General features: G+C 70.9%; 14 protein-coding genes. 10 read left to right on the top strand and 4 right to left on the bottom strand.

Features of this window, described 5'->3' with window-relative positions:
• Positions 1–447: 447 nt before the first annotated feature.
• The gene (locus ABD357_RS42415) at positions 448–3,558 is read right to left on the bottom strand and encodes an FAD-binding and (Fe-S)-binding domain-containing protein (protein WP_344396949.1); all 3,111 of its coding nucleotides are present in this window, start codon (positions 3,556–3,558) and stop codon (positions 448–450) included.
• A 195-nt stretch (positions 3,559–3,753) separates the two neighbouring features.
• Here ABD357_RS42415 and ABD357_RS42410 point away from each other — a divergent pair, with 195 nt between their 5' ends.
• The 4 genes from ABD357_RS42410 (at position 3,754) to ABD357_RS42395 (ending at position 6,573) form a co-directional block, all read left to right on the top strand.
• The gene (locus tag ABD357_RS42410; RefSeq protein ID WP_344396948.1) at positions 3,754–4,872 is read left to right on the top strand and encodes a baeRF2 domain-containing protein; all 1,119 of its coding nucleotides are present in this window, start codon (positions 3,754–3,756) and stop codon (positions 4,870–4,872) included.
• Between the two features lie 131 nt (positions 4,873–5,003).
• The gene (locus ABD357_RS42405) at positions 5,004–5,684 is read left to right on the top strand and encodes a dienelactone hydrolase family protein (protein ID WP_344396947.1); all 681 of its coding nucleotides are present in this window, start codon (positions 5,004–5,006) and stop codon (positions 5,682–5,684) included.
• A gap of 36 nt (positions 5,685–5,720) precedes the next feature.
• The gene (locus tag ABD357_RS42400; protein WP_344396946.1) at positions 5,721–6,383 is read left to right on the top strand and encodes a HemK2/MTQ2 family protein methyltransferase; all 663 of its coding nucleotides are present in this window, start codon (positions 5,721–5,723) and stop codon (positions 6,381–6,383) included.
• Entirely contained in the window at positions 6,358–6,573 is a 216-nt protein-coding gene (locus ABD357_RS42395; protein WP_344396945.1) for a CDGSH iron-sulfur domain-containing protein, read from the top strand. Before ABD357_RS42400 ends, ABD357_RS42395 begins: the two co-directional genes overlap by 26 nt.
• A 45-nt stretch (positions 6,574–6,618) precedes the next feature.
• Here the strand turns inward: ABD357_RS42395 and ABD357_RS42390 are convergent, their stop codons facing one another.
• Positions 6,619–7,650 (bottom strand): iron-containing redox enzyme family protein, encoded by a 1,032-nt coding sequence (locus ABD357_RS42390; RefSeq protein ID WP_344396944.1) that lies wholly within the window; start codon positions 7,648–7,650, stop codon positions 6,619–6,621.
• Positions 7,651–7,913: 263 nt separating this feature from the next.
• Positions 7,914–9,725, bottom strand: a complete 1,812-nt coding sequence (locus tag ABD357_RS42385) for a hypothetical protein (RefSeq protein WP_344396943.1) — start codon at positions 9,723–9,725, stop codon at positions 7,914–7,916.
• An 870-nt stretch (positions 9,726–10,595) separates the two neighbouring features.
• Here ABD357_RS42385 and ABD357_RS42380 point away from each other — a divergent pair.
• The 5 genes from ABD357_RS42380 (at position 10,596) to ABD357_RS42360 (ending at position 14,973) form a co-directional block, all read left to right on the top strand.
• A complete protein-coding gene (locus ABD357_RS42380) occupies positions 10,596–11,582 on the top strand; it encodes a PstS family phosphate ABC transporter substrate-binding protein (RefSeq protein ID WP_344396942.1) in 987 nt (328 codons plus the stop codon).
• Positions 11,579–12,532: a phosphate ABC transporter permease subunit PstC gene (gene pstC / locus ABD357_RS42375; protein WP_344396941.1), complete on the top strand. Its 954-nt coding sequence runs from the start codon at positions 11,579–11,581 to the stop codon at positions 12,530–12,532. The genes ABD357_RS42380 and pstC overlap by 4 nt, the downstream gene beginning before the upstream one ends.
• Positions 12,532–13,443, top strand: a complete 912-nt coding sequence (gene pstA, locus ABD357_RS42370) for a phosphate ABC transporter permease PstA (RefSeq protein WP_344396939.1) — start codon at positions 12,532–12,534, stop codon at positions 13,441–13,443. The genes pstC and pstA overlap by 1 nt, the downstream gene beginning before the upstream one ends.
• Positions 13,444–13,603: 160 nt before the next feature.
• Positions 13,604–14,383 carry a phosphate ABC transporter ATP-binding protein PstB gene (pstB, locus tag ABD357_RS42365; protein ID WP_344396937.1) on the top strand — a complete coding sequence of 260 codons (780 nt, stop codon included), beginning with the start codon at positions 13,604–13,606 and terminating at the stop codon, positions 14,381–14,383.
• Positions 14,384–14,388: 5 nt separating this feature from the next.
• The gene (locus ABD357_RS42360) at positions 14,389–14,973 is read left to right on the top strand and encodes a TMEM165/GDT1 family protein (RefSeq protein ID WP_344396936.1); all 585 of its coding nucleotides are present in this window, start codon (positions 14,389–14,391) and stop codon (positions 14,971–14,973) included.
• Positions 14,974–15,228: 255 nt separating this feature from the next.
• On the opposite strand, the gene ABD357_RS42355 is transcribed toward ABD357_RS42360, so the two are convergent.
• Positions 15,229–15,801 (bottom strand): YceI family protein, encoded by a 573-nt coding sequence (locus tag ABD357_RS42355; protein WP_344396935.1) that lies wholly within the window; start codon positions 15,799–15,801, stop codon positions 15,229–15,231.
• Between the two features lie 457 nt (positions 15,802–16,258).
• Between ABD357_RS42355 and ABD357_RS42350 the strand changes: the two genes are divergently transcribed.
• Complete coding sequence (locus ABD357_RS42350) at positions 16,259–17,068, top strand: transposase (RefSeq protein ID WP_344396934.1); 810 nt, start codon at positions 16,259–16,261, stop codon at positions 17,066–17,068.
• Positions 17,069–17,324 lie beyond the last annotated feature (256 nt).

The raw sequence follows: 17,324 nt of genomic DNA, 5'->3' as shown, positions 1-17,324 counted from the left end.
CTGAATCGTAAATAGATGGCGTCCAAGGTCAACAAGGCTCTGTCGCCATCGATTTACAAGATCACAGGGTGTCGCCGTCAGGCGACCGGACTACTGAAAAGCCAAAGCCTGCGACTCCCGGCGCCCGGAGAAAGCAACGTGCACCGGAGAAAGCACGCGCACCGGAAGGGCACGCGCCCCGCGAAAGCCCGTACCCCCAACCACCCGCAGCTTTTCCACCGGCGGGAGGGGACGCGGGCCGGTGCGTCGTATGCCCGTCGCTCAGGTTCTGTCTCAGGTCACCCGCACCGTGTACCGACACCGGGCCGTATGCCCGGCCTGCGACGGGCTGACGCACCGGCCCACCACCCACCCAGGGGCGCGGGGAACTGCGCGACAAGCCATAACGCACCCGCACCCGACAACGAACCCAACCGCCCAACCGCCGGAGGCAACCCGCGGCGCCCCTCACCTCCTCCGCACCCGCCGAGCCACCCCCGCGGCCGCGATCCCCGCGACGCCGAGTGCAGCGGCAGTGGCCACCCGGCCCGGAGGAGCCGGGCGGGCGCCCGAGGCGTCGGCGTCGGCGGTGCCCGGCGCGTCCGGCAGCCCGGAGGCGAGCAGCTCCGCCAGGTGGACTCCCTCGTGGCCGGAGCTGCCGAGCTCATGGATCTGCGTACGGCAGCTGAAGCCGTCAGCCAGGACCACCGCCCGCGCGGAAGCCGAGCGCAGACGCGGCAGCAGCACCCGCTCCGCACAGGCCCGGCTGACATCCAAGTGCCCGCGCTCGAACCCGAAGTTGCCGGCCAGCCCGCAACAACCGGACTCCAGACGCTCGGCGTCGACCCCCGCACGGTGCAGCAGCGCGGCGTCGGCGTCCCACCCCAGCACCGCGTGCTGGTGACAGTGCACCTGCGCCAGCGCCTCCGACCGGCCCACCGGTACCGGCGGAGGGACGTAGCCAGGACTGTGCTCGGTGAGCAGCTCCGCGAGGGTCACCGTCTGCCGGCGCAACCTGCGTACATCGCGGTCGCCGGGGAACAACTCACCGGCGTCGGACCGGAACACGGCCGTGCAACTCGGCTCCAGGCCGACCACGAGCCCTCCGTCGTGGAGGTATTCGGCCAGGTGGCGCACGGTCCGGGTCAGGATGCGCCGAGCGGTGCCGAGCTGCCCGGTGGAGATCCAGGTCAGCCCGCAGCACAGCGGCTCCGCGGGCAGGACGACCCGCCAGCCCGCGTCCTCCATCAGCCGTACCGCGGCCTGCCCGATGTGCGGGTGGAAGAAGTTGGTGAAGGTGTCCGGCCACAGCAGAACGGTGCCGCGCGCCACGTCGCCCTGCGGCTCGTGGCGAGCGCGAGCGAACCACTGTTGCAGCGTCTCGCCGGCGAACAGCGGGATCTCGCGCTTCTCGACCCCCGCGAGGGCGACGGCCGCCCGCGCCGGCAGGGGCGCGTGCGTGAGCGCGTTGACCGCACGCCCGAGCCGCAGCCGGCCGACGGCCTGCGCCGCGGCCGGCAACCAGCCCATCGACAGATCCGAGCGCGGCCGACGCCACGGCCGCCCCGCGTAGTGATGGGCCAGGAACTCCGCCTTGTACGTGGCCATGTCCACGTCCGCCGGACAGTCGGACTTGCAGCCCTTGCAGGCCAGACACAGATCAAGGGCGTCCCGTACCGCCTCCGATCGCCACCCGTCCCGTACCGCACTGTCCCCGTGACCGTCCAGCATCTCGAACAGCAGCCGGGCCCGTCCCCGCGTGGAGTGCTCCTCCTCCCGCGTGACCTGGTACGACGGGCACATCACCGCGCCACCCTTGTTGGTGAGTTGCCGGCATTTGCCCACGCCCACGCACCGGTTGGCGGCCTCCGCGAAGGACCCGCCGTCGTGCGGATAGCGGAAGTACAGATCCTGCGGGTCGTACGGAGCCCAGTCGGCGCCCAGCCGCAGATTCCCGTCCAGCCGGTACGGCGCCACGACCTTGCCGGGATTCATCCGGTTGTCCGGATCGAAGACCGCCTTGAGCCGGCCGAACGCCTCGACCAGCTCGCTGCCGAACATCCGCGGCAGCAGCTCACCGCGGCTCTGCCCGTCACCGTGCTCCCCGGAGAAGGACCCGCCGAACTCCGCGACCAGATCGGCCGCCCGCTCCATGAACCGCCGGTACGCCTTCACCCCGTCGGCGTTGTACAGGTCGAACGGGATGCGGGTGTGCACGCAGCCATGACCGAAGTGCCCGTAGAGACTGGGACCCGTATCGCTCTGGTACCCGAACTCCTCGAACAGCCCGCGCAGCCGCCGCAGATAGTCGCCGAGCCGCTCGGGCGGCACGGCCGAGTCCTCCCAGCCCTCGAAGGTGTCGGGCCGGTGCGGCACATGCGCGGTGGCACCGAGACCCGCCTCACGGACCTGCCACAGCTCCTCCTCGCGCGCAGGGTCGTCCAGGAAGGCCACCTCCGCGTCGTGCTCGCTCTCGTGGAGCGCGCTCAGCATCCGGTGCGCCCGCGCGTCGGATTCCTCGAGGGTCTCCCCGCCGAACTGCGCCATCAGGAAGGCACGCCCTGCGGGCAGTTGGGCGATCGCCTGCGGGTTGAGGTGCTTGAGCTGCTCGTCGCGGATCAGCCGTGCGTCGACTCCCTCCAGAGCCATCGGCCGGTGCGGCAGGATCTCGGGCACGGCGTCCGCGGCCTTGTCGACGCTCGGGAATCCGAGCACGACCAGCGTCCGCTCCTTCGTCACGGGCACGAGTTCCAGCTCGGCGCGCAGCACGGTGGCCAGCGTCGACTCGCTGCCCACGAGCAGTCCCGCGACATCGAAGCCGTGCTCGGGCAGCAGCGAGTCGAGGTTGTAGCCCGACACCCGGCGGGGAATGTCCGGGAAGCGGCGGCGGATCTCGGCCGCGTACGTGTCGCGCAGCGCCCGTACCTGCCGGTACAGGGTGGCCCGCAGGTCGCCGCGCCGCTCGATCTCCGCGTATTCCTCCTCACTGGTCTCGCCGCACCAGAAACGGGTGCCGTCGTAGAGCAGTACCTCCAGGCGCGCGATGTTGTCGACGACCTTGCCGTGCTGCTGCGCGGTGGCGCCGCAGGCGTTGTTGCCGATCATGCCGCCGATGGTGCAGTTCGCGTGCGTGGCGGGCTCCGGGCCGAAGCGCAGACCGGTCGCCGCGAGCTGCCTGTTCAGTTCGTCCAGTACGATGCCCGGCTGCACGACACAGGTGCGGGCGTCGGCGTCCACGGATTCCAGGCGGTCGCAGTACTTCGACCAGTCCAGCACCACCGCCGTGTTGGTGCACTGGCCCGCCAGGCTCGTGCCGCCGCCCCGCGACAGCACCGGAGCGCCGTGTTCCCGGGCCACCGCCACCGCCTCGGCTCCCGCCTCGGGCGTACGCGGCAGAACGACACCGATCGGCGTCTGCCGGAAGTTCGAGGCGTCGGTCGCGTACGCGGCCCGGCTGCCCGCGTCGAACCGCACTTCGCCGTCGACCCGCTCGCGCAGCGCCGCCGCCAGCGCTGCCGGGTCGACCGGCGGCTCGGGCCGCCTGCTGATGACGGGATCGGGCAGGCTCTGCACGCCCATGAAGTCCTCCTCCTGGCATCGGCTGCCGGATCGCCGGCCATGTCGTACGTACGGGGCACGGGCCCGTCGAGTACCCAGCAGCCGCCCGCGCATGGCGCAAAGCCCGAGCGGGTACACGCAGGACGCGTACGTGACCCGGTTCCGCGCCCGCCGCTCTTGCCGCTGCCGAACCGAACCACCGCTCAGGGAGCCACCGTGAAGCTCTCGTTCCTGGACCCGCTCTACTCCCGGCCCGGTCCCTGGGCCAGCGTCCACCTCGACACCTCCCGGGACATCGACGAGCCCGACAAGGCGATCGATCTGCGCTGGCGCCACCTGCGCGACACGCTGCGCGACCAGGGGACGGAAGCGGCCACCGTTTCCGTTCTGGACGCGGCGGTGGGCACCGGCCGTGACCTGCCCGGCCGGCACGGGCAGGCCCTGTTCGCCGCGCACGGGCAGCTCGTCCTTGTGGCGGACCTGCCCGAGCCGCCCGTACGCGACACGGCCCGCTTCGACGACCTGCCCGACGCCCTGCCGCTGGCGGTGCAGCGCGCACCGGACATCCCGTACGTCGCCGTCGCCCTCACCCGAGGCGTCTCGGACGAGAAGGGCGAGTACGTCTCGGTCGTCGCCGAGAGCGGGCGGTGGCCCGTCAGCCGGGTCGCGCCGGGACCACGCCTTGACCGTCTGGTGCCGGCCGAGGACTGGCCGCGCACAGCGCCCCGTATCGCTCAGGAACTGGACGAACTCGCCGGGCGTCACCAAGCCGGGTTCGTCGTGCTCCGCCGGGACGAGGGCGACCCCTGGCTGTCGGGCGTCCTGGTCAACCGCATGCCCATCCACCTCCAGAACCGCGTGACCCTCGTCGAGAGCGCGCCCGGCACGGCGGCCGACACCTCCCCCGGCCGGCCCCTGCTGGAGACGGAAGTGGCCCGCATGCTGGACGGCCGGCTGAGCGGACCGGACCGCCTCCAGCTGGACACCTTCCTCGCCCAGCGCGCCAGGCACAGCCAGAAGTCCGAGGGCATCACCGCCGCCGTCACCGCCCTGCAACGCGGCCGGGCCCGAGCCCTCCTGCTCACCCGCTCCCCACGCCTCCCCGAGCGGCTGTGGGTGGGCACGGAGCCGTACCAAGTCGCCCTGTCCGCCGAGGAGTTGGAGGGCTACGGGGCCACGTCCGTACGTGCGAGGCCCGCCGACGCCGCCTTGCTGTACGCCACTGCCCGCACCGGAGCCGAGCTGATCGTGGTGGATTCGGACCGAGTTCCGCCGGCCGACGGCGTGGGCGTGCTGCTGCGCTATCGCGAGCCGGGGGACATGGCCGCGGACTGACATGCTCCTTGGTCGTACGGGCCCGATGTTCGCCGGGGCCACCAGGGGTACGCGATCGGGAGGAATCAGACAACCGGACAAGTCGAACGGCGAACCGCGGGCCCTTCGGCCCGAGGAAGAAGATGATCCCGATGATCTCTCAGTTGGTTGCGGTGCCGGCCGACGAAGTGACGCTGGCCGGCGATCTCGTACTTCCCACGCGGTCCAGTGCGGTGGTGCTGTTCGCGCACGGCAGCGGCAGCTCCCGGCACAGCCCGCGCAACCGGATGGTGGCCGCCGAGTTGCGTACGGCCGGACTCGGCACCCTGCTCATGGATCTGCTCAGCGAACGGGAGGAGAGCCACGACGCCCTGACGGGCGAGCACCGCTTCGACATCCCGCTGCTGGGGCGACGCCTGGTGGCCGCGATCGACTGGCTGGACGGCCAGCCCGAGGCGAGAGGGCTCCCCGTCGCCCTGTTCGGCGCCAGTACGGGCGCGGCGGCAGCCCTCGTGGCCGCCGCCGAGCGGCCCGAGCGCGTACTGACCGTCGTGTCGCGAGGCGGACGGCCCGATCTCGCGGGCGACGCCCTGGCCCGCGTACGAGCATCTGTGCTGCTCATCGTCGGCGGCCGGGACTGCGAGGTGCTGCGGCTCAACGAGGAGGCGGCCGGGATGCTGCGGGCTCCGCATTCCGTGCACGTCGTGCCGGGAGCCACCCACCTCTTCGAGGAGCCCGGCGCGCTGGAACAGGTCGCCAAGACCGCCAAGGAGTGGTGCGTCGAGCGGGTGCGGTCCCTTCAGCCCGTACGGGAGGCCGACGAGCGGCGGTGACGGTTTTCGCGGGCTGGGCCGAGGTACCCGTGCCCCGTGTTTCTGCTGCGACCTCCCGGCGTCTACGCGCCGCAGGGCGACACCTGGCTGCTGGCCAGGGCCCTGCGGCTGGCGGCGATGCGACCCGGTGCCAGGGTGCTGGACATCGGCACCGGTACCGGCGCGCTGGCCCTGGCCGCGGCACAGGCGGGCGCGGGCCGGGTGACGGCGGTGGACCTCTCGCCGTGGGCGGTGCTGGCGGCCCGGCTCAACGCGACGGTCCGGCGGGTGCCGGTGCGTGTGGTCAGGGGTGATCTGACGCGACCCGTCACGGGAGAGACGTTCGACGTCATACTGGCCAACCCGCCGTACGTGCCCGCTCCCGGGCGCCCGACGTCGCGCGGGGGAGCGGCCCTGGCCTGGGACGCCGGGCCCGACGGCAGGGCACTGGTGGACCGCCTCTGCACCGCCGCCCCGCCGTGCCTCGCGCCCGGCGGGATGCTGCTGATGGTGCACTCGGCCCTGTGCGGCGTCGAAGAGACGCTCGCCCGCCTGCGGGACACCGGGCTCAAGGCCGCGGTGGTCGACCGCGCCACGCTTCCCTTCGGCCCCGTGCTGCGCTCCCGCACGCCCGAACTCGTCGCCCGCGGGCTGATCGGCCCCGGACAGCACACGGAGGAGCTGGTGGTGATCCGTGCCGACTCACCACGCCGACCCTGAGCGTCCGCGAGGCCCGCGACGCGTCGTCGTCGTACCGGACGGCCCGATCCTCATCGAGGGCCCGGTCGAGGTCGAACTGGACGACGGCCGCCGCGTCGTCTCCGACCGTTTCGTGGTGGCGCTCTGCGCGTGCCGGCGCAGCGGCACGTACCCGTGGTGCGACACCAGTCACCGACGCCGTCACCCTTGAGAGGGGCATCTAGGGGTCCACCCAGGGGCGCTCTTGAAAGGGCCGTCACAGCCCGCGACCGCGCAGCGATGTCCGGCCGTCGCGCCAGCAGGCCAGCAGGTGCTGCTCCAAGCGGTCGTCGAGCAGTCCGGTCGCCTGGATACCGAAGACCACGTCCCCGAGGAGGGCGGGCTCGGTGTCGAGCAGGCCGCCGATGACATCGCGGCGCAGGACCTGTTCGTGCACGGCGTCGGCCTCGACGTGCTCGCTGTAGAAGAACCGGCAGGCCGGGCCCGCGCCCAGGCGGTCGATCGCGTCGACCATGCGGCGCGCGGTGGGGGCGGTGGTGATCTCCGCCGCCGCGAAGTGGCCGACCAGCCCGGCGCGTTGGGCACGGTGCAGGCCCAGGTACGACATCAGGTTCACCGTGGCGAGCGTGACGGCCGGGGTGGCGTCCACGTACTGCCCGTACGTCGGGTCGAGGCCGGCCTCGGCCATCAGGTCGGCGAACAGCCGGGCGTGCACCCGTTCGGCCCGGCCGCCGCCGAACTCGTCGTACTCGACCGCGACGAGGGCCGCCTTGGCGGCGCCCTCCAGGCGCGGGATGACCCAGGCCTGCGGATCGGCCTCCTTGAGCTGGTAGACGGAGCGATGGGCGAAGTATTCGCGCAGCTGTTCCCGGGTGCCGTCCCGCTTCAAGTACTGGGAGACACCGCGCGGTTCCCCCGGCTCGGCGAGGAGGATGTCCAGCTCGCGATCGAGGTCGTCGGGCCTGTCACCGCCAGCCACGTCCTCACGCAGCGCCTCATGGAACACGGACTCCATGGCACCCCGCAGCCGCAGCAGTTCCGGATCCCACTCCCAGCCCGGATCGACGCCCCAGAAGCCGCGGTAGTGCAGTTCGTAGCAGGCGTAGAGCGCGAGTTGGAGGTCTTCGCCGTACGGATCGGTATGCGGGACCTTGTGCAGAGGCAGCGGGCCACCCGGTGGCTGCCGGATGAGGGCGGACAGCACGGCGGAGGACAGCGGCCCGCGCGGCTCGGGGACGACGGGCTCACTCCCACGCGCGCTGACGCGCGTCGCGACACTGGAGTCCACGGGTCACCTCGGAATGGCCGGCGCACAATGAGCCGTGCGAGTACCCGCCGCCGATGTGCGTAACCGAAACCACGGGTCCTGGCCCAGGAACCAATCCGCCACGTTGCCTACGCGTGCTGATCCGCCAAGCGAAAGGGAAATGTCCCCCTTCCTCGCCTGGCACCCGGACCGCCCATCCGCCCTGGCAGGCTTTCGGACCTGGCCGGGATCCGCTCGGCGTCAGCCGGGGCCAGGCCTGCCGGGATGCGTCGGCCGGTCGGGAGTCACTTCTTCGGGGGCGGTGCGTGTCCCGGTACCGGTGACCGGAGTATCGGCGGGCTGGTCACCGCGACCGTTGCCACGGAGCGGAATCCCAACACCCTGGCCGCCGCGTCGGCCAGGGTGACCGGGTTGGCCCCCAGGCTGACAGGGGGCATCCCCCACAACCGCACGCTCTCCGTGAGGAGCAGCAGGCCGGCCAGGGTCCCTCCCCCCTCTGCGAAGACCTTGGCGTGTCGCTGGAACCTGCGCGCGGCGGGCACGGCCACCAGCAGCCGCCACACGCCCGCCAGACCCCGTGGGCACAGCACGTCCGCTCCCCACACCACCGCGCTGCCCGGGTCGGCGAGGGCGACGGCGATGTCGCTGCTCAGAAGGCCGGCCAGCACGTTCGAGTCGGCCGGCGCGCCGTCACCGCCGTCCTGGCCTCCCTGGCCGCCGTCGGTCCGCAGCCGGGCGACGGTGAGGACGACGTGCCCGTTGCGCTGCAGGTCGTGCACCACATCCGGCAGCGGCTCCGGAGTCCTGGTGATTCCACCGGCCGGGGCCGCGGCCTCACCGGGCGCGCGGCCGCCGACCACCAGGACGCGCAGGCCGGCCCGCCGGGCCGCGTCCAGCACCGTCGCGGCGCGCGGGTCGGCCTCGCGAAGCGCGCTCGCATGGAGCACCGCCGTGTCCACGGCCGACAGCAGCCGCAAGCGCTCCGGGGCACGTACGAGGACACCCTCGCGGGCCAGCACGCAGCCGATGCCGGCGAGATACACCCCGGTGCCGTGCCGCAGGGCCTTGGGGGAACCGGCCAGGACTGCGCGGGCAGCGTAGTCGAGGTTCCGGTTGAGCCGCAGTGCCCCGGCGCCGCCGGCCAGGCGTACGGCGTTGGCTTTCGCGGCGTAGTCGTCGACAGGGTCGGCCGGAGCAGGGCGGCTCACGGCTGCCTCGCCACCCATTCCAATCCGCCCGGGCACACATACCTCGTCGTGGCCCGCGTCGAAGGCGGCCGCCCTGGCGACGGCCTCGACCAGCTGGGCCGCCCGCACGACCGCGTCCAGCACGATTGGCGTGGGCGACTGGACCGCAGCGTGCGCAGTCGCGTGCGCCGCCGCCAGCAGGACGTCTGCGGCGGTGCGGCCGAGCCGGTGGCGCAGTGCACGGCGCATCCGGGGGTCCTCTCGCAGCAGGCTGACCGTCGCCGTCGCCAGGTGGGATGCGCGCGGGAGGTGCAGCGCCCGTGCCCCCATCGTTGCGGCGATACCTGCTGCGTCGAATGCCAGTGCCGCTGCCGCCATGCGCACGTCCCGGACGCCGCCGGGATGGGGGACGCCCTCGGCTGGTTCCGCCGAGGGAGCCAGTCCGTGCTTCGCCGCCAACTCGGTCGTCACGTCGACAAGCCCGTCGACGGCCGTGCCGGGGGCTGCGTGGACCACCAGCCGCGCCAAAGCGATGTCCCAGTACGCGAAGCGCACATCGGGGCGCTGCCGGAGTTCGGCAGCCACCTCAGCGACAGCGGCTTCGTCGCCGCGTCCGGCGGCGCCGCCTCTTCCGGGCCCGGCCCGCAGCGGCAGGTGGAAGCGCTGGCCGGCCTGCCAGCGCCCGTCCGTGCCGGCCATGGCGTGCCGCGCCACGCGCATGACGCGCACGGCGGCACCGGCCGCCGCCCCCTCGCCCCTGGCGAGGTCGGCGCCGGCGCCGACGACCTCACTGGCGGCATGGGCCAGCGTCCCGGCCAGCGAGGCGCTCTGGTGCAGGACGTAGCGCGGAGCGGTCAGGGTCATGCCGAGACCGAGGGCCGGCAGGCGTGTCAGCAATCTGAGATCCATGCGCTGTCTCCCGAGCGGTGGCATCTCCTCCGGCCTCACCCAATTACGCCGCACGCGGGTTCCACTACGAGCGTTCCGCATCGGACCCCCGTCACAGCAGCTCACCCCCGGGTTCCACCCAAACGCGCCCTGGAAAACGCGGCCCAGACAGAACAAGGACGTGCGCGGGTGGCGGATTGCCCGAGGAGATCACGAACGCTCGTCGCATAGATCCGCGCCCCGTTGCTCTTGACACGGGCGCAGGCTGGCGGGTCCGTGTGGATCGGAGTGCTCGCCGACCCAACCGGTTTTCCCCTACGGCAGTTGAGGGAGACGGGATCGTGCAGCGCGGCGAACGCGGACAGGAACATCGCGCGTGTGAGTTGCCGGTAGCTCTTGGCCCTGGAGGCCGTCGCCCACGCCACCGTGTGAGGTGTGGACGTAGCCGCCGCACGGGACGGTTCGCCCGCTCGCCGCATCGGCTCTCGCCCTGGTCGCGGTTGTTGTCCCGTAGACATGGCCCTTATTGCAGGCGAAGTTGCTGCCGGTTCCGCTGGGAGGGCTGCCTGGGCGGTGGTTGACAGTTGCCGGAAGGGCCCCTTTACCAGGTTCGCGGTGCTCCGTGAGGGGCGCGAGCCCGACGCCCCGCAGGGTTGAAGCGGCAGTTCAAGCACCCCTTCCGCCACCACGGCGGCCGAAGCGCCCTTCCTTCCATTCCTGGAACAAGATCACTCCCGGTAGAGCGAGCGACGATTCTTTACCGCTTGGCGGTGCACCGTTCGCCAGTGGTTCATATACGTGAGCTTCGGTCGAATTGTGCGAGTAGAGCATTTTGCACATATATCTCATAGTTGGGCAGTGGAGGAGGCTGGTATGAGGATGGGATGTCGCATGGCGCTTCACACGTCGTTGCGCAGAGCCGGAGCCCCTGTGGCTCTGACGGCCGCTGTACTGCTGACCGCGAGTGCGTGCGGTGGTTCCGCCAGCGGCTCCGGTGCGGCCGACGCGGATGTCGAGGGCGACTTGTCCGGCACGATCCGAGTGGACGGTTCCAGCACGGTGGCTCCCCTGTCCACGGCGGCGGCCCAGCTCTTCCAAGGGGAGAACCCCGGCGTCAGGGTGACTGTGGGCACCTCCGGTACGGGTGGCGGGTTCGAGAAGTTCTGCGCCGGCGAGACCGACATCTCTGATGCCTCGCGCCCGATCGAGGACGACGAGAAGGCGGCCTGCCAGAAGGAGGGCATCGCCTACGAGGAGCTCCACATCGCCAACGACGGGCTGTCGGTCGTGGTGAACAAGGACAACGACTTCGCCGAGTGCCTTACCGTCGCGCAGCTGAAGAAGATCTGGGAACCCGGCTCGAAGGTCAACAACTGGAACCAGGTCGACCCCAAGTTCCCGGACCAGGAGCTGGAGCTGTTCGGCGCGGGCACCGACTCGGGCACCTTCGACTACTTCACCGAGGCCATCAACGGCGAGGAGGGCGCCTCCCGTACGGACTACTCGCCGAGCGAGGACGACAACGTCACCGCGCAGGGCGTGTCCGGCTCCGAGGGCGGCATGGGCTACTTCGGCCTGTCGTACTACGAGGAGAACAAGGACGACCTGAAGCTCCTGAAGATCGACGGCGGTGACGGCTGCGTCGAGCCGACCTCCAGGACCGTGCAGGACGGCAGCTACAAGCCGCTGTCGCGGCCGCTGTTCATCTACCCGAAGGCGTCCTCGCTGGACAAGCCGGAGGTCGAGGCGTTCGTCGAGTTCTACGTGGAGAACAGCGCCGAGATCGCCGAGAAGTCGCTGTTCGTGCCGCTGAACGACCAGCAGCAGGCCGAGCTGGACAAGGACCTGGAGAGGCTGCGGGAGCAGCACAGGTCATGACCTCCGCGGGCGCAGGGCGCCGCAGGGCCGTCGCGGGAAGTCCCGGCTTCCTGAAGCGGTCCCAGCCGCGCTATGGCGAGAAGGCCATCAAGGTGCTGCTGGTGGCCGCCTCGCTGGTCTCGGTGCTGACCACCGTCGGCATCGTCATCGCGCTCATCCCGCCCGCCGCCGACTTCTTCGGCAAGGTGAGTTTCGGCGACTTCATCACCGGCACCGACTGGTCGCCGCTGTTCAAGCCGCCGCACTTCGGCGTCCTGCCACTCGTCACCGGCACGCTGATGGTGACCCTGATCGCGCTGCTCGTCGCCGTGCCGCTGGGGCTGGGCGCGGCGGTGTACCTGAGCGAGTACGCCCGGCCCGGGGTCCGCGCATTCTTCAAGCCGATCCTGGAGGTTCTCGCCGGGATCCCCACCGTCGTGTACGGCTTCTTCGCACTGCAGGCCATCACTCCGCTGCTGCAGGACATCTGGCCCGGTGGCAAGGGCCCGGAGGTCTTCAACGCGCTCTCGGCGGGCTTCGTCATGGGCATCATGATCATTCCGACGATCGCCTCGCTGTCCGAGGACGCCATGAACGCCGTCCCGAACGACCTGCGCGACGGCGCCTTCGCGCTCGGATCGTCCCGTATGCAGGTCGCCACCCGGGTGGTCTTCCCGGCTGCGCTGTCCGGCATCGTCGCCGCGATTGTGCTCGGCGTCTCGCGCGCGATCGGCGAGACGATGATCGTCGCGGTCGCGGCCGGCGGCCGTCCCAACCTGTCCTTCGACCCCCTTGAGGGCATGCAGACGATGACTGCCTTCATCGCCGCGGCCGGCATCGGCGACCTGCCGACCGGCTCCATCGGCTACCAGACGATCTTCGCGGTGGGCGCGCTGCTCTTCGCCATGACGCTGGTGATGAACCTGGTCAGCATCCGCCTGGTGCGCAGGTTCCGGGAGGTGTACGAGTGATGGGCACCCCCGTCCTCGACAAGGGACCGGAGGCCGGCATCCCGGAGGTGCGCCGGCTCAAGGGCCGCGGCACTCCGCTGCGGGAGCGGCTGTTCCAGCTGAGCCTGTGGGCCTCGCTCTCCGTCGGCGTGGTCTTCCTCGGATGCCTTCTCGTCTACATCGTGGTGGAGGCATGGCCCCGGCTGGACTTCCGTATCGTGACGCACTTCCCCGACATCATCGACCCGTCCCAGGCCGGCGCCCAGTCGGCGATCATGGGCACCATCTGGGTGATCGCCTTCACCGCGCTGTACTGCCTGCCCGTCGGCTTCCTCACCGCCATCTACCTGGAGGAGTACGCCGACCCCGAGCACTGGTGGAACCGCGCGATCGAGATCAACATCCAGAACCTGGCAGCGGTCCCGTCGATCGTCTACGGCATCCTCGGCCTCGGCATCATCTCCCGCGGCCTCGGCTTCGGACAGACCGTACTCACCGCCTCGCTCACGCTGTCACTGCTGGTCCTGCCCACGGTGATCATCGCCGCGCGGGAGGCGATCCGCGCCGTACCGCAGTCGATCCGCGAGGCGTCCCTGGCGCTGGGTGCCACGCAGTGGCAGACCATCTGGCGCCAGGTGCTGCCCGCCGCGGTGCCCGGCATGGCGACCGGCTCGATCCTCGCCCTGTCCCGTGCCATCGGCGAGGCGGCACCGCTGCTGCTGCTCGGCGGGCTGACGTTCATCACCTTCAACCCGACCGGGCCAGACAGTGCTTTCACGGTGCTGCCGATCCAGATCTTCAACTGGATCAGCCAGTCCCGTGCCGAGTTCACCTCACTCGCCGCCGCCGCGATCGTGATCCTCATGGTGATCCTGCTGGTCATGAACTCCCTGGCCATCTGGCTCCGCAACCACTACTCCCGCCGCTGGTGACCACGCCATGACCCCAGAGCCCCCTCCACGCCTCCAACGCCTTCGTCGGCGGGCTTTTCGGTCCGCGCGGGAGGGGGCCGCCGCGGCCTCGTCCTCCGAATCTCCCGTCCCCACCAGCGGCACTCCGGTCCCGCAGGTCTCCTATCGCGATGCCCCGCCCTTGACCAGCCCGGTCTTCGAGGTGGGCGGCCTGTCGGTGTTCTACGGCGACCATGAGGCCGTCCGCGACGTCAACATGACCATCGGCGGCCGTCAGATCACCGCGATGATCGGCCCTTCGGGCTGCGGCAAGTCCACCGTGATCCGCTGCTTCAACCGGATGAACGACCTCATCCCCACGGCCCGCGTGGCCGGGAAGATCCGCTACCACGACGAGGATCTCTACGGCCGGGACGTCGACCCGATCGAGGTGCGGCGCCGCATCGGCATGGTCTTCCAGAAGCCGAACCCGTTCCCGAAGTCGATCTACGACAACATCGCGTACGGGCCGCGCGTGGGCGGCTTCAAGGGCGACCTCGACGACCTGGTCGAGGAGACCCTCACCCATGCCGCGCTGTGGGACGAGGTCAAGGACAAGCTCAAGACCTCGGCGCTCGCCCTGTCCGGCGGTCAGCAGCAGCGGCTGTGCATCGCCCGTACGATCGCGGTCTCGCCCGAGGTGATCCTGATGGACGAGCCCTGCTCCGCCCTGGACCCGATCGCCACCGCCAAGATCGAGGACCTCATGGAGCACCTGGCGCAGGAGTTCACGATCGTCGTCGTCACGCACAACATGCAGCAGGCCGCGCGCGTCTCGCATCGCACGGCCTTCTTCACCACGGACGTCGGCGGCGAGGGGGAGCGGCACGGCCGTCTGGTCGAATACGACGAGACGGCACGCATCTTCTCCAACCCCTCCGACCAGCGGACCGAGGACTACATCACCGGCCGAATCGGCTGATGCCCGTGTTCGACGTATCCGTCATCGCCGTCACCTTCGGCATCATTTTCGTCACCGAACTGCCCGACAAGACGGCCGTGGCTGTTGTGATGCTCGCGACCCGCTACCGGGCCGGCTACGTCTTCACGGGCATCGCGGCCGGTTTCGCGGTCCACGTCGTGCTGGCGGTCACCGCGGGGAGCCTGCTGGCCCTGCTGCCGAACCGCTGGCTGCAAGCGGCTTCCGCGGTGCTCTTTCTGGTGGGAGCGGTGATCCTTCTGGCGAGCAAGCGGCAGGCGACCGAAGAACACGTCGAGCAGCCGGGCGACCAGCGCCTCTGGAAGGCGGCGGGCGCGGGCTTCACGCTGATCCTGGTCGCGGAGTTCGGTGATTTGACGCAGATCATGACCGCTGGCCTGGCCGCCCACTACGGTGCGCCGGTGTCCGTGGGCATCGGTGCGGTGGCGGGTCTGTGGTCGGTGGCCGCTCTCGGCATTCTGGGCGGGCGCACTCTCGTGAGGCATGTGCCGTTGCGGCTGATCACGCGCATGGCCGCCGTGGCGCTGGCGGCTCTGGCGGCCTTCAGCCTGTACCAGGCGGTCGCCGGCTGACCGCTGGTGCGCGGGGCCGGGCGCCGCACCGCCTCCCCTACCGCAGACCTGGACGACCCGGGCGTACGGCTGCCCCCCGCCGGGTGCGACGCGGAGCACGCAATCTCGGAAACCACCGGGCGAGCGTCGGGATCTCGGTTGGGGCGCATCGACCAAAACCTTTGCCGGAGGCCGGCAGATGCGACTTCTCCCCGACGTTGTCGACAGGGTGTGGATGTCGGGAGTTGATGGACGGCGAGCACCTGCCCACGGCGGCTACCCAAGCCGGTCTGCTCGTTCGAGCCCAGCCACCTCGAATTCCACGCGGACTTCGTCGGCCAGGCGCAACGCGCCCAAGAACGCGGTGTAGGGCTTGATGCCCCAGGTGGTCTGCGTGACGGTCGCCCAGCCGCGCAACAGCCCGTCGCCGTTGCCCTCCGCGTGCACGTTCACGGGGTGGGTCCGCCCCTTGATGGTGAGGTCTCCGGTGATCTCGAATGACTGCGGCGTGCCCGTGATGCGGGTGGAACGGAACGTGATCCTGGGATGCTCCGCGGTGTGCAGGAGGGCCTTGTCGGCCAGCGTCCGTTTGATGTCGGCCCGGTCCGCATTGGTGAGCTCCTTGAGCCCGCCGGTTCCCTGGCGGACCTCCAACGAGTCCGTCTCGACCGTCACGCTGACCGACGACCTGTCCGGGTCGCCGACGGCCACCACCGCCTCCCCGGCCCAGCGGGTGGCCTCGATGGTGAGGTCGTGCCCCGCCCTGCGGCCCAGCCCGGCGCGACCGGTCTTGAGCAGGAGGCGACCGGTCGGCGGCCCGAGGCGGTACGTTCCGTCTGTCAGTGTCACAGGGCCGAGGCTACTGGGCGGCTGCGGGCCGGGGTCCGCAGACCCGCCGAACGACGTCCTGCGCGGGATGCTGCTGCACGCATGCAATCGGCGGATGTTCGGCCAATACCGCGACAGCATTGCGGCACCGTGCACGACCGCGACCACAACGCAGCACGCAACGTCCTCTTCGAAGGATGCCGAATCGTCGCCGCCGGACGGGCGGAGACGCCAAACGCCTCGTGGAGCGCCGGTAAGACCAGGACGAAAGTCCCGGCACAGCGCGTTGAAGCAGGAAGCCCCCGGAAGGGTCAGACGACCCAGGCCGGAATCCCTGGACTCTAGGACCCCGTTGCTGATCTCTCAAATCTCCCCTCGCACTCGGTGCGGAAGCGGGATGGTGGGGTGGAGGATCGAGTTCGTTGGCGGTGATGTTCCAGTGTCGTTGGAGTCGTGGGCGGGTGGAAGAATCCCGGAGTTGACCCTGCGGGTGGCGGGCAGGGCCTTCCCGAAGGGCTCGCTGGCGATACGGCTGCGCGACAGTCTGGGACAGGTCTTCGATGACGCACTGTTCGCGGCCGCGTTCCCAGCCGATGGACGGCCGGCGGCCTCGCCCGGCGCGCTGGCGATGGTGTCGGTGATGCAGTACGCCGAGGGGCTGTCCGACCGGCGGGCTGCCGAGGCCGTGCGGGCCCGGATCGACTGGAAGTACTTGCTGGGCCTGGACCTCGACGACAGCGGGTTCGACCACTCGTTGCTGGCCCGGTTCCGGGCCCGGCTGGTCGCGCACGGTCTTGAAGAGCGCGTCCTGGAGGCGGTGTTGGCGGCCGCTGCGGGCCAGGGGTTGCTGCGCCGGGGCGGACGCCAGCGCACCGATTCCACCGGGGTGGTCGCCGACGTGCGCCTGCTGAACCGGATGGAGTTCGTCGCCGAGACCCTGCGGGCCGCGCTGGAGGCGCTCGCCGCTGCCGCGCCAAACTGGCTGGAGCAGGCCCTGGCGGAGCGGGAGACCAACTGGCTGGGCCGGTACGGGGAACGCGTGGATGCCTGGCACGGGCTGCCCGACGACCAGGACCGCGACAGCTGGCTGCGCCAGGTCGGCGAGGACGGATTCCACCTGCTCACGGCCGCCTGGCGGCCCGATGCCCCCGACTGGCTGCGCCGCATCCCCGCCCTTGAGACCCTGCGCCGGGCGTGGCTGCAGCAGTACCACCGCGGCCAGGACGGCGTTCGGGCCCGCGAGAGCGAGGACCTGCCACCGGGGCACCAACGGCTGGCCAGCCCCTAGGACACCGAGGCACGCTACGGCACCAAGAAGACCACCGGCTGGACGGGTTACTGCCTGCACCTGACCGAGACCTGCGACGACGCCGCGCCCCGGCTGATCACGGACGTCGCCACCACCAGCGCTGCCGAAAGGGGACGACAGCCAGGCCCTGCCCGTGATCCACACCCGTCTCGCCGCGCGGGAGCTGCTGCCCGCCGAGCAACTCGTCGACAGCGGCTACGTCACGGCCCGCACCCTGGTCGCCGCCCGCCAGGAA

It is taken from the genome of Streptomyces vastus (assembly GCF_039532825.1).
GTDB classification, from domain to species: domain Bacteria; phylum Actinomycetota; class Actinomycetes; order Streptomycetales; family Streptomycetaceae; genus Streptomyces; species Streptomyces vastus.
Note: the sequence above shows the minus strand (reverse complement) of the source record. Positions and strands in the feature narration are given on the sequence as shown.